The organism is Candidatus Diapherotrites archaeon, assembly GCA_030688545.1.
GTDB lineage: Archaea > Iainarchaeota > Iainarchaeia > Iainarchaeales > VGJJ01 > VGJJ01.
In genome coordinates, this window is sequence record JAUYHT010000006.1 from 106,774 (window position 1) to 121,688 (window position 14,915).

Genomic DNA, 14,915 nt, shown 5'->3' on the forward strand with positions numbered 1-14,915 from the left:
CCATCTTGGTGTACCTTATGGATTTTCCCATTCCTGCTCGTTGGTTTTTACTTATAACCGGACTCATTTTCATCTCCATTTTTATTCTATTTTATCCCCCTTTTTACATTGGAATTGATGAGCATGAGTATATCAAGAATGCTTTTCTCCTCCGGAATGGTTCTCTAAAAACGGATGATCCATTACTTTATTGTGGAGGTATTCAAACCCCAACTGGAGAATCCATTTCATCCTACCCAATCGGTAAATCCATTCTTCTGATCCCTTTTACATTTCTTCCTTTTGCAGGCATTTTTATTTTTGGTTTAATCACACACTTGCTCAACCTCCTTCTGCTTGGAGGAATTTTACGTCAGCAAGCGATTGATATTCGATGGGCCGCTCTCTATCTTTTCATTCCCATATTTCAATGGAGCAGTCGGACCCTTTACCCAGAATTGAGTGTCCTGACATTGTTCCTCGCAGCTTATTTCTTTTGGGGGTGGAAACGACCTACAGCCCCATTTATCAGTGGTCTGCTTCTAGGCATTTCCTTGTTCGTACGGTATGATGCAATCATAGGCATAGCTGGATTCGGATTGCATTCATTGTTCGCTGACCGTAAGAGATTCCTCCCTCTAATTTTAGGGTTCATTCCTCCATTCCTATTGCTTTTTGGGTTCAATCATTTCACATATGGTGATATTTTTTCTACGGGCTATGGTGCCATTGGGGAACAATTCCAATTAATGATTCCTTCAGATTTCTGGATCAATTTATTCACATATGGAGTATTACTAGCATTGGTCATCCCGTTCTCATATTGGGGGGCTATTCGTCATCCTCACAAGATCCTTTTTCTTACAATGGCCGCAGGGTACATCGTATTTTTTTCGTATTTTACTCCATTTTGGCATTTTTCATTCTCCTGGCCGCTTACTTTCACGGCCCGTTTGAGATATTTCATCCCGGTGTTAGGCATGCTTCTCATCCCAACACTTACATGGTACCATGGTATTTTGGGTAGATATTTTTTTAGAATCTCTGGAACACATCGGAAATGGGTAGCCACAATCCTGCTCTTTGTAATCATTGGTGGAAGCATGGCACTCCATTCATCCCACCAACAACTGTCTGAACCTAGAGCTGAAGTGTCTGAAATAATATTGAATAATATCCCTGTACAGTCACATGTCATTGGAAGCGCAGACGATTGCATCTATTTTCTACCCGAATATTTTGGAAAGTATTTCTATCACCAGGCCAAAATCGATTCGTCTTTCATCAATCCAGACACAGGGTATTACATATTGGACATCGCTTATTTGACCCAGATAAAAAACGATTCAACCCGTCAAGATGTGATTAATCGTGAAAGAGGGGTCATAAAGGCGTTTATCTCGGAAAATAGGGATAGATTGATTCAAGTCTATTCCAGTTCAGAAAACGCTCGAGTTACTATCTGGAGAGTAGCATAGGATGCCAAAAAAAGTAGCTAAAGTGAACAGAATTCACCTCGACACGTTCAAGAATCCAGTTTTGTTAACCCTGACTCGATCGTCGCTGCGGGGAGGAATGGAAGCGTATTCGGATTACCTAAAAAAAATTATTCCCTCCTTGACAATATGGAGTCGCGAGGATATAGAAAATAGTCCCCCATTCAATCTCCCTTTCATGAAAGAGGCGTCGTGGTCTATTGCTTACGCGCGAAGGGTTCATCTCGAACGCGATCGGCCCGACTTGATCCTTTCGAGCGGCATGCATGGATGGGCGTTCGGTCCGACTGAACGAAATATTCCTTCCCTATCTATCCTCCATGGAACGTTTGCCGGTTTATCCGATACGGCTTACTCGCCAACCAACCTCCAATATTGGCGAATGCGATACGCTTATAGTTTTCTTGAACGGAAAAGCGCGCAAAACGCTCACGTTCGAGTGGCTAATTCTCCCTTCACGCAAAAAGAAGTGAAACGATATTATGGGTTGAATTCACGGGCCATACTCCCACCCATAGATTCCCAAAATTTTAGACCCGGTTCCAAATCAAGTGCTCGGAAAGAATTAGGTTGGGATTTGGGGGATCAGATAATTTTGTTCGTTGGAAATCCCACCTTTTCCAAGGGGTGGGACATTGTCATCGAATTGGCTCGTGCCTACCCGGAATATCGGTTTATCTGTCTTTGCAATCCAGTTATCTCTTTCCCATTACCCAATTTGTTTGTTTTTCCTTTTGTTTCTCAAGAACAGTTATCAACCTATTACCGCGCTGCTGACCTGCTCCTATTCCCTTCCCGGTATGAAGGGTTTGGCTTCGTACCACTGGAGGCATTAGCCTCCGGATGCCCTGTAATATCGTCTCGCGTCGGCATCTTCCATGATTTCCATTCCGCTGGAAGAGTAGAAGTAAAACATTCTCCTCAGGCATTCAATCATGCATTGCGGGAAACGATGGAAGGTAAAGTCGAAAAGGTGGACGCAAAGAAAGTAGCCAAATCCTTTTCATTTAAAGCGTTTTCTCAATTATTTGACGAGGCGATCACGGAGGCAGAGCGATGCATCCTGTGAAATCGACTCGTGCAGTCGTTTACTCCCCCTATCCATTATCAACACCAGGAGCGGCAGGTATGCGAGCTTTTTATTTTTTAGAGGCCTTGCGTGACAAAGGGGTAGAGGTCTCATTATTGACCCCTCGCGATGCAATGGGAATATATCTCATCATTAAAATCATGAGTCTTCGTCCCAATGTCGTGATTGCGACTTCTCCACCTTTGACACCCACATTTTTCACTTGGATAGGCGCCCGATTGACCGGAGCAATTTGGGTTCTTGACGCGAAAGAGGATGGACATGCCATCAAAATCCAGAAAAAAGAAAAACGGAATCTCAAAGAGAAACTCTTCTTGGGACTCCGTCAATTTCTCTACGAACGGACCAATCGAATATGGTTTTTGACACAGTCTGATAAAGTGGAGGCAACGAGTACATATTTCATACACCCTTCACGGATTCAATGGGTACCTAATGGAGTGGATGGGCGCATCCATTTCAATGCCAAAAAACGACTTTCTAAACGCAAGAAGTGGAATATTCCTCCTCGTGGACATGTGATTATTTATGCTGGGTCAATAGGTGATGAGGACGTGACAGGGCTAATCGATCATTTTCCACTAGGCAAAAAAAACCTCTACTTAGCTCTTGTCTTGGCGCATGAGACCACGCCGGAGGATCTTCTCCGATTGAAAATGTTAAAGGATAAAATCAGAGAAAAATCAATTGGTCTGAAGGTAATCATCGAGCAGAATGTTCCGATTGAAGACATGTCGGCCATCCTTTCAGCATCGGATACAGGCGTCATCCCTTGGCGGGATGAATTGCCAACGAGTCTTCCTGTAAAGGTATATGATTACGCCGGAGCCGGATTGCCTATTGTCGCGAAATGCCCAAGGGATGGGGAATTAGAAAAATTCCTCCAGCAGAACCCAAAACTAGGACGTTGCGAATCATCGTGGGAAAACTTTTCAACAGTCCTCGAAAAGGCGGTGATGACAAAGTTATCCCCTTCTCAGAGGGAACGCCTTGGCGATGAAGCCCATAATCGGTGGTCACGAATCCGCATTGCGGAGGAAGCTATCGCATCCCTTTTACCAGCCGGACGACATGCATTTAAGCCTTGACGTCCCCCTCTTCATCATGCCATACTCAAAAGCCCTCCTGATTCCAGTCGCATACTACAAAAGTGCCTATCGCCCAGGGGATGTGCCGGATCTCGCACTGGGATATATTGCTGAATACCTCCAGGCGAATGGGGTAGATTACGAGGTGCTCGACCTTAATTTGGGCTACGGATTTCCTGACATTGTGCGCAAGATTGAGGAATTCCGTCCCGATATCATCGGTATCGCCATGAAAAGCTACCGTTACAAAGATAGTTATGCCCTAATCTCTCGAATCAAGAAAGCTTTTCCACACATCCCTATTGCCGTTGGAGCGGCCCATATTTCGACTGAAAAAGAAAAGGTATTACAAGAATGCGAGGCCATTGACTATGGTATTGTTAAGGAAGGAGAAGATACCTTCCTCGAACTATGCCAGGGGAAACCGTTAAGCGATATCAAAGGGTTGATATTCCGAGAGAATGAAAAAATAGTTTTCACAGGAGAAAGGCCTTTCCGCCGAAATATCATGGCGCTCCCTTGGCCTAAATATGAACGTTTCGAACTGGACAAATACTGGTATCCCGCCATGATGGTCCTATCCTCAAGGGGGTGCCCAGAAAAATGCACCTTTTGTGCCGTTCCAAACGTGAGTGGAAATTGGTGGCGTTTCCGCACGCCTGAAAACATGGTGGAAGAAGTGCAATACTGGTACAATAAAGGATATCGGCGCATCGAATTCCTAGATGACAATTTTACATTGGACGGAAAACGCATTCTAAGGTTTTGCGAACTGGTACGCGAGCGGGGTTTGAAAGGACTAATACTGAATGTGCCCCAAGGAGTCCGGGCGGATAGGGTGGATCGAGAACTGCTTCAAGTCATGCGGGATACGGGATTTATCTCCATCGCTTTCGGTGTAGAGGTTGGTAACGAAAAAATGCTTGCCCGTGTTAAGAAAGGTGAATCCATGGCCACCATCGAGAAGGCGGTATTAGATGCCATCGAGGTAGGATTTGATGTGCATCTAAACATGATGGTGGGTTTCCCCGACCAAACATTGGAGGATGTGGAAGACACATTTCAGTTCGCACTCAAGCACCCTATTCGATGGGCGACATTCAATAATTACGTTCCTTATGCTGGGACGGAGGGATTTTCGGAGGCATCAGAACGTAATCTTTTCCTAATACAGCCCGAGGAATACTTGAATGACCTCAATCCCAAATCCGAACGCATTATCGTACACACCCCTCATATTTCTGCTGACGAAAGAAGATACATCGAACGAAAGATTCCTAACGTCCAGGCCGAGATTCGAAAACGGTATCATGTACGTCGTCTCCTGCGCGATTATGGGGCCCCTGGAAAAGTCATTGGCACCTTATATTCCCGAGGAATCATCCCCAAATCCGTCTTTAATTTGGCAGTTAAAGTGAAATCGGATGCAGGCATCCAATGACTTCCTCCCCGGCCTAAAAGCCAGGTATCCAATAAAAAAGAATGTCAAAAGGCTGACGAAAATTTTTCGCAAACCTTTTTCAAAAAAGTTTCTTTTCTATGTAGGCCAAAATGACTTCCTCCCCGGCCTAAAGGCCGGGGTATCCATGTTGTGCATGAACGTCAATCGGCTCGCGCGATCGCTCGCCAAAAACTAGGCGACGTATGTCGCCCTGAAGGGCGAGGCATATCACCTTTTTCGCCGGCCTTTTTTCTAAAAAGGCCGAGTGAAATATGAGGGTCACCTTTTGATTCCGACGGCCAGCATTCCAGTGCAGACATTAGTGGGACCAACCCCTATTCGATCCCGATAAAATCGAATCAGACCGATTCGGGCACCGCGTAAAAAAGGGACTCGATGTCGAAAGGGATGTAAAAGAAGAATTAACCGGCGCCCAGTTTCGAACACCATCCTATTTAGATCCTTTTTCCCATATCCAATGACTTTCACGATTTCAACATGTGGTTTCAACAAATCGATCAATGTCGATTCCGTGAAATGACAGTAATGCTTGGCCACCAATTCTCGTTTTACGGATGGAACCGTCACGATTAATTTGCCACCGGGATGAATACGGGAAACCACTTCTGTTAAGAAAGAATTCACATGAGAAGGAGGAATGTGCTCCAATACTTCAATCAGGGTAATGGCATCCCATTTCTTCCTATCAGGAAACTGTTTCAAGGAGCCAACATGGAAAAAAACGTGCGGATTGAAGGCGCGGGCGAATGCGATTGCCCGTTCAGAAAGATCAATCCCGGCCAGATTGGAACCCTTGCCGCGCAACTCATAGATAAACCGTCCATCCCCGCACCCAATATCAAGCACTTTCTTCCCATGCAATGGAGATAATTCATCTCGGACTAGGTGAAGGTAATCCAAATATTCAATCGCCCTCAGGGCTTTTTCTTCAGAGAAAAGATCTTCATAATGATATGGAAGGGCATATTCTTCTTCCTGAATGGTCTGTTTATCAATTTTCCCAAGGGAGGTCATAGGTGTCCACCTCCCCGGATACACGCAACTCCTTCTCGAAATATTTTTTTTTCAGATTCCGAAATAAATGAAATATCAGGTCGAATACCCAGTTGCCAGTGCATATACAGCATTACCCACCCTCCTAATATAAGAAAAGTGATGAGATTCGCCTGCGCTACGCCCAGTGCACCAAACTGTTGGGCGGAAAAGTAATAGATGGGAACGGCCATTAAACTGGGAATTAGGAATAGTTTGAAAAAAAAATCCTTCGCAGGAATCTTGGATACGGCCATTGCCGCCCAGGGTCGGGCGATATTGAATATCGTCAAACCCCCTACGATATAAATTGAGTATTCAAACACTCGCTCTGGGTGTTCGGGTCCCAAAAGGGATATGAGGAATGTCCCCATTATCAAATATCCAATGAGTTGGGAAATGGCCATCAGTGTATTATATCGTATCGCTATCCCGAAAACCTGGGATAATTCTTTTGGAGTTTGAATATCCGAAAAGGTAAGCGAAAACACCTTCTGGATCATCTGGGGAAAGATAAAGAATACGTTCGCCAATGTCAGCGCCACCGCATAATCCCCAATAGTCGCTAATCCAACGAAGAAACCAAGGATGAGAATATCAATTTGGTAGACTAGACGTATAACGACGCCCGCCAGGTGATTCCATAATGAGAAACGCATCATGGCTTGAACCGCAGGGCCAATATCCCATTGATGCATCCACCGAAAATCCAAATGAGAACGGGCGTTCCAATACCACCAACCCACCCCGATAAGGGCCACGATGACTTGCAATGCTCCATACACCAATACCTCCCGATGGAAATAAAGAAAGGCCATCGTCAATAACAATAGAATATTAACCACAATATCCACAAATGTAATGCGGGCTTGCCGATAAAATCCGTAGAAGGCTTCCCGGAATGGACCATTCAGGCCATTGATGAGGTTCACACCTAGGAGTAGCATGAAGTATATGGACAATCGAGGGTCCTGCTGGAGCGACTGGATGTAAATGGCTACCGGGATCCCTATTAGGAATAGGAAAATTCCTCGAGCCAGGCTGAATTGGAGAAAAGAATTCATGAATACATTAAGGTTCTTTTTGATTGTCATGAATTCTCGGATGATAATATTTTCTGGAAGTATCATGAGAATTCCGAATAGGGCCATGTAGCCTCCCGCAAGCCCGATTATGCCTATTTCTTCAGTAGAGAGGAGGCGGACGAGAATGGCGAAATTGATGAAACTGATTAGTTTGGAAACGACGGTTTGCATTGTTCCGAATGTGAGCACTGAAAACACGCGCTCGAAACGGGTCATATGATAAGACTCCGGTAGAAATGGATCTGTTTTTCGATGATGGTGTTCCATCCAAAGCCGCAGGCGAAATCACGGCATCTCATACGTTTTTTCTTTAATTCATCTGAGGAAATATTCATCATATCATACAATAATTTACCAGCCTCATCGGGATAATCGAAATTGGTTAGTTTGACCTCCTTGCATGATGCTGAAAAATTCTCGAATGGAGGAATCTTATTCAATACAGGTATACATCCTGATGCCATGGCTTCGATCGTGGATATCCCGAAACCCTCATATTCGGATGCAGAGGCGAAAATCCCGCTTTTCCTATATAGAGCCAAAAGGTTTTCGTCTACCATCTTCCCATGAAACCAAACGAAATCTTCCACCCCTTCTTCTTTGGCAATTTCTTTCAGTTCGGGCATCAATCCTTCCCAGTCCGCCCCCACGATATGCAATCGCGCACGAGGTTCTCGTTGATAGGCATGCGCAAATGCCCGAATGAGATTGTCCACCCGTTTATTCTTGGACAATCGGCCCACAAATAGAATGCTCCTTGGATCCTTTTCCGATTTAAAAGGTTGGAAAAAATCCTCCTGGACCCCATTAGGAATGAGGTGCGCCTTCCCTCCCTTATTTTCGACGAATGTTTTATCGGAAGGACTGATGGCGATTATTCCGTCAATTTGGCGAAGGGTGTGGGGGAGAATTATCATCTCATAAATTTGTTTTGGGATCATTCGATTCGCCGTATGATAGAAACCACCGTGCGTGGTGAGGACCAATTTTCCTCTTATACGGGATTTGTTGCCGCTCCAGGCCATAATATCCAGCCAGGCGCCATATCCATGAACATGAATAATATCCTTATCGAGGGTATGCTTCAAAAATAGTCTAATTGGCGGGATGGGGTAGAATGTTGGACCCCTTGATGGAACACGATGGATTGTGATCCCGGAATTTTTCTCTAATGGAGACAGCTTTTCTGTCCCGCGGGGACAGGTATTGAACACTATCACTTCTACGCGATGTCCATTAGCCGCTTGGCGGGTAGCCGTTTCCCAGATAACTTTCTCAATTCCCCCTATACAAGGAAAGGTATGGTTTCCCACATGGAGGATGCGTAGTTTTTTTCCTTGGCTCATGCCCACACCTTTTCATCCAAAAAACCCCGGATCATGCCCGTGGCGAAGGCAATGGACCGGAGGAAGTAAAGGCCGAAGGCGATGGCAACAAAATGAATCCCGTGTCTCCAGATATGGGGGATGGAAAAAAGGAATGTGAATACGTAGGCGAGGGCACTCACGCGGACCCAGAAGGTATAGTCCGGAATGGGAATCGAAATTAGAGCGAAAAATAGAATTCCAAGTGAAAAGGCCACATTGAATTTGAGCATGGTAGGAGTATAACTGTCCTGCACCGCTTTACGGGGGTGCTTGAGATACATGCGCATACGCCAATAGGCCCGCACGTGTTTCACGTGAATATACCTTTCGACTGTATCCGGGTGGGAATGGTAAACAATGGCCGCCGGATTGAATACCAGTCGATACCCTTTTTCAGATAACCGGTAGGAAAATTCCGCGTCCTCTCCCGAAGCGCGGGGAAAATGTTCATCGAATCCCCCATGGGAAAGGAAAATGTCTTTTCGGTAGGCCGCGCTGTAGCTCCCGATCCAATCCAGGAAAGATGAGCGCTTCATCTTCTCATAGCGAAATTCAATATCCGCTTGGTCAAATCGGGCCACCAGGGACTTTTGATGAGTACGGTAAGCCCCTTGCACGCCCGCCACTTTCTCATCGATGAATGGTTTCACCATTTCAGCCAACCAATTCTTTTCAGGGACGCAGTCGCTGTCCAAAAAAACAATGATTGGATTTTTTGATTCCCTTGCCCCCTTATTCCGTGCTTTAGCCGGTCCTTGATTTTCCTGCGAAATCACTCTCACCGATCGATATGATTTAGCCATTTCAGGGGTTCCATCCGTACTCCCGTCATCCACCACGATGATTTCATCCGGGGACAAGCTTTGTTCTTGAAGCGCATCCAGGCATGCCCGCAGCGTCCTGGTCGCGTTGTAGGCAGGAATGATGACGGTGGCCGGGGGGACTATTTTTTTTCGGGACACCATGCGATAACCTGGTTGCGTGAATTAAAAACGGATTGGATACATCCGTAGAATGATTCCCTTTATGGGGTGTTAAAGAGAGCCGTTCGTTGGTTGGTCTCGCCAAGAGAGGGTTTAGCCTGCGATTCAAATAGATATTTGAAAAAGGTCCTCCCACTCTTCATCAGACGCGGAAATTCATGAGGCGTGGTAATACCCTCCCATATCTTGGCGGCGATGAAAGTAGGCCGCATGTAAAAGTTTCGCCGTGCGTCATCACAGGCCTGCACCAATTCTTCCGCAGTAAGCTGATCCGTACTCACAATCGTGTTGTGCGTGCCATCCTCTAACAGCCAGTTCTCCCAATTTTCAGCTTTGATGGTGAGAAAATTGTTGGTTTTCGCCCACTCATAGGCTTCCGTTCCCGGATACACCATGATGGGGAAGAATTGCACCGTGTCGGGATTGACTTTCTTGGCAAACTCGACTGTCTTCTCAATCGTTTCGTGTGTTTCGCCCCGGTTCCCCATCATGAAGCACGCATGAACGAGCACGTTGGCTTCTTTGGTGTCGTTGAAGAATTGTTCGATCTTCTGGACATTCGTCCCTTTCTTGATGTTATTGAGTATTTCCTGGGTCGCGCTCTCCACTCCCACGCATACCAATCGACACCCGGCCTTTTTCATGATTTTCAATGTTTCCAGGTCCACGTCACAGCGAGCGTTTACCGTCCAGGTGACTTGGAGTCCACGATCGATGACCTCCTGGCAGATATCCTTTACCCGGTTCTTATCCAAAGTAAAGGTATCATCCTCGATCATGATATCCTTCACGTAAGGGAGGTTGTGTTTCACCCATTCGAATTCGTCCACGATGTTCTTCACCGAGCGCGAGCGAAAAATGTGACCGGTAAAATTCTGCGGCCAATCGCAAAAGGTACACCGGAAGGGGCAGCCTCGGCCCGTCATAATGGTAACCTCTGGGTATAGCACGGAGGGGTAAAAGTAATCACGGATGTTAAGATGTTCCGCCCAGACCTGCGAGGCGAACGGGAGTTTATCCAGATAGTCCGAGGGGACATCGGGGGCGTCCTCATTCTGGATGATGTTCCCTTGGCCGTCCCGGAAGGTAATGCCTTTCATCTTCTCATACGACGTCCCCTTTTCCAAATGGCCAGCTAATTCTACCGCCGTGAGATCGTATTCGCGTCGGAGTACCATATCGACGGCCGGGGCGATGGTTAAAGTATTTCCGGACACCGCCGATACGTGCGGCCCCACCATCGCAATGACAATTTCCGGATATTCTTGCTTGATGGCGGCCGCGACTTTGGCATCATTCACCACGGATGAGGTGACGGTGTGCATGATCAATAGTTTGGGTTGGAATTCCTTTACAACTTCGATCACTCGCTCGATGGACATCACGTCCTTGGAGGCAGTGGCGTCCACCAGCTTGGTACGATGACCATTCATCTCAAGGGAACCAGTGGCATAGCCAAGGAATATGGGGTAATACACGCACCCTCCCTTGCTCACGGCCGGGCTGCGCGAGTTTTTTGAAAACTGGGGAAAGTATGGCGGATTTAGCAATAATACGTTGATGCCCATGAGTTACCTCGTGAATACTGAACGAGTTTCTTTCAGTTTAAAAGGATAGTTACCATTTCGATATTTGTCCTATCCTTTCGTCATCATTCGATTGCGCGCTATTTTCCGTGCGATCACCACCATCTGCTCTCGCAGGGAATCCGGGAAAATATGATGGATTGTTTTCCGGATAGGAAAAAACCATTTGTGCGTGGCCCCGTCGGACGATTCTTCCGTATAGGGAAAGAAAACCATCTTTTGAATGGTGAATCCTCCTTGTTCCAGAAGCCCCCTTATTGAAACCGGGTCGAACAGTGATAGGTGAAGCGGCATCTCATAAGAGTGGGTGATGCGGTTGAGCCAGCTTTTTTGGTTGGGGGTGGAGAGGGCAAGTACGCCATTGTGTTCCAGCACGCGCCAGCATTCATCGATGAAAGCTTTCGGGTTCGCCACATGTTCGATAACTTCCCCCGCAAGAATACTATTGAAAGAACGATCTTCGAATGGCATTCGCTGACCGTCCCCCAATACTTGATTCGTGCGCACGTGAATGAGCTCGATGTCCAAGGAAACGATTTGGCTATCGGGAAACCGTTTCTTCAGCTCGTCATGCAGGGTTCCCGCACTCCCCCCAATATCAAGAACTTTCCCCGATAACGAGGCCAGCAATGTGTCGATGCGATTACGCATGGATCATTTCCTGTTTCCGTTTTGAGCCCATTCCTTCATCAGGACATTGGCCCTCTGGAGTTCCTCGATGCTTCCGGCGTCCAACCAGTGCCCAGTGAGTTTGGAGGCCGCGAGCGTGCCACGTTGGATATAATTATTGTGGATGTCCGTCACTTCCAGTTCCCCCCGAGCGCTGGGTTTCAGATTTTGGATGATGCTAAACACATGAGGGGTGAAGAAATACACCCCAATAGAGGCCCAAAGGCTGGGCGGCTGGGCGGGTTTTTCCACGAGTTTAACCACTTTCTCCCCCTCCAATACCGCGACCCCCATCTTCTTGGCTTCTTCATTCGTCGTCTCGAATAGCAGGATTCGAGCCTCTTCCTTCCCCGATTCGAAGGCTTCCACATGCGGTCGGATGCTCTGGGTGAGGATATTATCCCCATTGATGGCCACGAATCGCTCGTTTCCCACAAAATCCTCCGCCAGTCCGATGGCTTGGGGAATCCCCCCCGCCTCGTCCTGCACACGATAGGTAAATTTGACTCCGAATTGTTTCCCGGAGCCCATGAGCTTGAAGATGTTTCCCGCGTGCTCGGTGCCCGTCACGATGAGGATGTCAGTGATTCCAGCCGTTTTGAGAGTATTCAGAGGATAGAATATCATGGGCTGGTCATACACCGGCAACAGATGCTTATTGGTGACTGATGTCAGCGGACGCAAACGCGTCCCATTTCCACCAGCTAAGATGACTCCTTTCATTCCTTCTCACCTCCATGAGCGAAATGGTTCTCGTACCATTGTAATGTCCGTTTCAACCCTTCCGTCAATGAATGGGTGGGCCGCCACCCCAGTTCTTTTTGTGTGACAGAGATGTCACAGGTCACTTGGTCACGATCCTGCAGGGGTTGTTCGGTCTGCCATTCAATTGTGATATCATTCCGGGGCAGGAGGGCAAGCGCCTTCTCCACGATGTCACCAACCGAAACATTTTCTCCGCTCGCGAATGTATATTCCATTCTTTTCAAGTGGGGGGCACGCAATGCCAGGGCGAGCATTCCTTCCACGGCGTCTTCCACATACATGAAATCCCTCCGCACCTTCCCATCGCCCCGCAATACTATTTTCTTTTCAGTGAAAATTCCTTTCATGATGCGCGGCACTAACCGAGAAAAATTAAGGTCATTCCCCCCATAAGTATTGGTATTCCGCGCGACCGCTCCGGGGAGACTATAGGCATGCAAATAGCTGGCCACTATGACCTCAGCCGCCACTTTGCTGGCATCGTAGGGGTGGAGGGCCTCGGAGTAATTCGCCTTTCCTCCATGAGTAGAAAAATGAAATACTCGTACTGAACCGGCGAACACGGAAATCGGGGGATGTGGGGCTAACCGGATGGCCTCGAGCAGGTTCAGCGTTCCCATGACATTCGTTTGAATGGTATCATACGGTTGCTGGATGGATTGCCAGGTATCCGCTTGCGAGGCGAGATGAAACACATACGAATATTCCTCCTCTCGCAGGAGGCGGGCGATACCATTTCCATCCCGTATGTCAAGAGGATGGATTTCAATCGCCTTTCGAATGGAGGAAGTTAAGTTGGGGGCATCAGTTCGACGTGAAATACCATGCACCCGCGCTCCCCGTTCAATAAGAGAACGAGCAAGATGGCCACCGATAAACCCCGTGATGCCAGTCACGAGCACTTTTTCCCCTTTGAAGCTATCCATACCTCATTCCTCACCTAAACCAATAAATGCCCATGCCGGATGCTCCCAGCGAGTCGGGCGACCTTGATGGCCAACGCATAGCCTATCCCGATGAATGTGATAGCCGCAAAATGGAAAATCCCTCTATTAGAGAGGAATGTCAATCCTCGGGGGGAAGATAATACTGGTTCTTTCTCGTCATCTTCCCATAACCCGGTGGCGACCTTGAAATCCGCCACGGGATCGATGAAAACCTTGCCGCGAACATGGAGAAATGTATCGCAAAGAGGGGTGCGATGTTTTTTGCGGAGCAGCACATCATTCATGTGATAGCGTAACCGTTGAAGGGTATATCCCAGGATGTTCATTATTCCCTTGGGAGTGACTAGGGTCCTATCTTCCGTATACCGAGCGCCCGTGATCTTTTGGTAAGCGAATCCCAATTCAATTATGCGAAATGACAGATCGGTGTCCTCCCGGTAATAAAAGAAATCTTCATCATAGCCTCCCAGATGATTCAAAAGATCTTTCTTAAATCCCGTGCTGGTGCCTCCATAATGCCCATACGCGCTGACCGCCCCCACATCGGGGGAATTAAATCCATTCACCATGGTTTGCAACCAATCCGCATGGGGAATACAGTCATGATCCATATTGATGATCACCTCTCCCGAGGCGGCTTGAATCCCGGTATTGCGTGCCTTACATACCCCGGATCGGGGGAGAGTAATTATTTTTACTTTTTTGTTTTTTCCGAAATGGTTTCGCAATTGTTGCGGGGTGTTTCCATCAAAGCTCCCGTCATCCACTACGATAATTTCAAATTTTCCATCGAACTTTTGCCCAAGCATTGCATCCACCGCCCGGATGAGGGGTTCGCCCCCATTGAGGGTGGCAACGACGATGCTCGCGCTCTTTGGAGGGGTTGATTTTTTTTTCTTTGAGGGTAGTGAACTAAGAAGAGGATTGTTTGTCTCTCGCGCGATCCGTTCGAGGATGCGGGGAATGTACCCGATGGATTTTGAAGAGAATTTTATCCATCTTTTTTTTTGGATATGCGCCGCCAGTCCTTCCATGTCTTCAACAACATTCCCAAATTGTTCCACGTGAGATGCATGAGCGAGTTCAAGTTGATGGTCATCCGTGTGTTCACCCCATTTTTTCAACCGGGGAACGATAATCATCCGTTTCCTCGCGAGAATACCGGTGCCAATGTTCCCTTCTCCAGCGTGGGTGATGAATAATCGGGCGCGCCGCACGTGATTTTCGAATGCGTCAATGGGAAGGAATGGGATGCACTCCATTTTGGGATGAGTGAAAGGTGTATGTCCGGTCTGAAATACCACCTTCTCCCGGATAATACCTTGGTCCACCAGCCGTGCCACGGCGTCGGCGAGACGCATGAATG

General features: G+C 47.3%; 13 protein-coding genes. 4 read left to right on the forward strand and 9 right to left on the reverse strand.

Translation table 11 applies throughout. The annotated features are described in order from the left end of the window. The first annotated feature begins 8 nt into the window (after positions 1–8). Genes Q8P05_03495 through Q8P05_03510 form a run of 4 tightly spaced genes read left to right on the forward strand, consistent with a single transcriptional unit; the run spans position 9 to position 5,094 of the window. The gene (locus Q8P05_03495; GenBank protein MDP2666538.1) at positions 9–1,457 is read left to right on the forward strand and encodes a hypothetical protein; all 1,449 of its coding nucleotides are present in this window, start codon (positions 9–11) and stop codon (positions 1,455–1,457) included. 1 nt (position 1,458) lies between these two features. Then, positions 1,459–2,544 (forward strand): glycosyltransferase family 4 protein, encoded by a 1,086-nt coding sequence (locus tag Q8P05_03500; protein ID MDP2666539.1) that lies wholly within the window; start codon positions 1,459–1,461, stop codon positions 2,542–2,544. Then, complete coding sequence (locus Q8P05_03505; protein MDP2666540.1) at positions 2,532–3,653, forward strand: hypothetical protein; 1,122 nt, start codon at positions 2,532–2,534, stop codon at positions 3,651–3,653. The genes Q8P05_03500 and Q8P05_03505 overlap by 13 nt, the downstream gene beginning before the upstream one ends. Positions 3,654–3,669: 16 nt before the next feature. Next, positions 3,670–5,094, forward strand: coding sequence for a radical SAM protein (locus Q8P05_03510; protein ID MDP2666541.1), 1,425 nt, complete (start codon positions 3,670–3,672; stop codon positions 5,092–5,094). A gap of 279 nt (positions 5,095–5,373) precedes the next feature. Here the strand turns inward: Q8P05_03510 and Q8P05_03515 are convergent, their stop codons facing one another. From Q8P05_03515 to Q8P05_03555, 9 genes are all read right to left on the reverse strand, one after another. Beyond that, entirely contained in the window at positions 5,374–6,129 is a 756-nt protein-coding gene (locus Q8P05_03515; GenBank protein MDP2666542.1) for a class I SAM-dependent methyltransferase, read from the reverse strand. After that, entirely contained in the window at positions 6,126–7,448 is a 1,323-nt protein-coding gene (locus Q8P05_03520) for an oligosaccharide flippase family protein (protein ID MDP2666543.1), read from the reverse strand. The genes Q8P05_03515 and Q8P05_03520 overlap by 4 nt, the downstream gene beginning before the upstream one ends. Continuing rightward, entirely contained in the window at positions 7,445–8,578 is a 1,134-nt protein-coding gene (locus tag Q8P05_03525; GenBank protein MDP2666544.1) for a glycosyltransferase family 4 protein, read from the reverse strand. Before Q8P05_03525 ends, Q8P05_03520 begins: the two co-directional genes overlap by 4 nt. Then, positions 8,575–9,564, reverse strand: coding sequence for a glycosyltransferase (locus Q8P05_03530; GenBank protein ID MDP2666545.1), 990 nt, complete (start codon positions 9,562–9,564; stop codon positions 8,575–8,577). The genes Q8P05_03525 and Q8P05_03530 overlap by 4 nt, the downstream gene beginning before the upstream one ends. Positions 9,565–9,623: 59 nt before the next feature. Then, a complete protein-coding gene (locus tag Q8P05_03535; protein ID MDP2666546.1) occupies positions 9,624–11,060 on the reverse strand; it encodes a radical SAM protein in 1,437 nt (478 codons plus the stop codon). Between the two features lie 159 nt (positions 11,061–11,219). Further along, positions 11,220–11,819: a methyltransferase domain-containing protein gene (locus Q8P05_03540; GenBank protein ID MDP2666547.1), complete on the reverse strand. Its 600-nt coding sequence runs from the start codon at positions 11,817–11,819 to the stop codon at positions 11,220–11,222. A 3-nt stretch (positions 11,820–11,822) separates the two neighbouring features. After that, positions 11,823–12,560, reverse strand: a complete 738-nt coding sequence (locus Q8P05_03545) for a sugar phosphate nucleotidyltransferase (protein MDP2666548.1) — start codon at positions 12,558–12,560, stop codon at positions 11,823–11,825. Continuing rightward, a complete protein-coding gene (locus Q8P05_03550) occupies positions 12,557–13,528 on the reverse strand; it encodes a GDP-mannose 4,6-dehydratase (protein MDP2666549.1) in 972 nt (323 codons plus the stop codon). The genes Q8P05_03545 and Q8P05_03550 overlap by 4 nt, the downstream gene beginning before the upstream one ends. 14 nt (positions 13,529–13,542) lie before the next feature. Further along, positions 13,543–14,910 (reverse strand): glycosyltransferase, encoded by a 1,368-nt coding sequence (locus Q8P05_03555; protein MDP2666550.1) that lies wholly within the window; start codon positions 14,908–14,910, stop codon positions 13,543–13,545. Positions 14,911–14,915 lie beyond the last annotated feature (5 nt).

Coding starts and splice junctions, on each gene's coding strand:
- Q8P05_03550 (MDP2666549.1), bottom strand. CDS start 13,528: ATGGATAGCTTCAAAGGGGAAAAAGTGCTCGTGACTGGCATCACGGGG.
- Q8P05_03520 (MDP2666543.1), bottom strand. CDS start 7,448: ATGACCCGTTTCGAGCGCGTGTTTTCAGTGCTCACATTCGGAACAATG.
- Q8P05_03505 (MDP2666540.1), top strand. CDS start 2,532: ATGCATCCTGTGAAATCGACTCGTGCAGTCGTTTACTCCCCCTATCCA.
- Q8P05_03555 (MDP2666550.1), bottom strand. CDS start 14,910: ATGCGTCTCGCCGACGCCGTGGCACGGCTGGTGGACCAAGGTATTATC.
- Q8P05_03525 (MDP2666544.1), bottom strand. CDS start 8,578: ATGAGCCAAGGAAAAAAACTACGCATCCTCCATGTGGGAAACCATACC.
- Q8P05_03515 (MDP2666542.1), bottom strand. CDS start 6,129: ATGACCTCCCTTGGGAAAATTGATAAACAGACCATTCAGGAAGAAGAA.
- Q8P05_03500 (MDP2666539.1), top strand. CDS start 1,459: ATGCCAAAAAAAGTAGCTAAAGTGAACAGAATTCACCTCGACACGTTC.
- Q8P05_03545 (MDP2666548.1), bottom strand. CDS start 12,560: ATGAAAGGAGTCATCTTAGCTGGTGGAAATGGGACGCGTTTGCGTCCG.
- Q8P05_03540 (MDP2666547.1), bottom strand. CDS start 11,819: ATGCGTAATCGCATCGACACATTGCTGGCCTCGTTATCGGGGAAAGTT.
- Q8P05_03510 (MDP2666541.1), top strand. CDS start 3,670: ATGCCATACTCAAAAGCCCTCCTGATTCCAGTCGCATACTACAAAAGT.
- Q8P05_03530 (MDP2666545.1), bottom strand. CDS start 9,564: ATGGTGTCCCGAAAAAAAATAGTCCCCCCGGCCACCGTCATCATTCCT.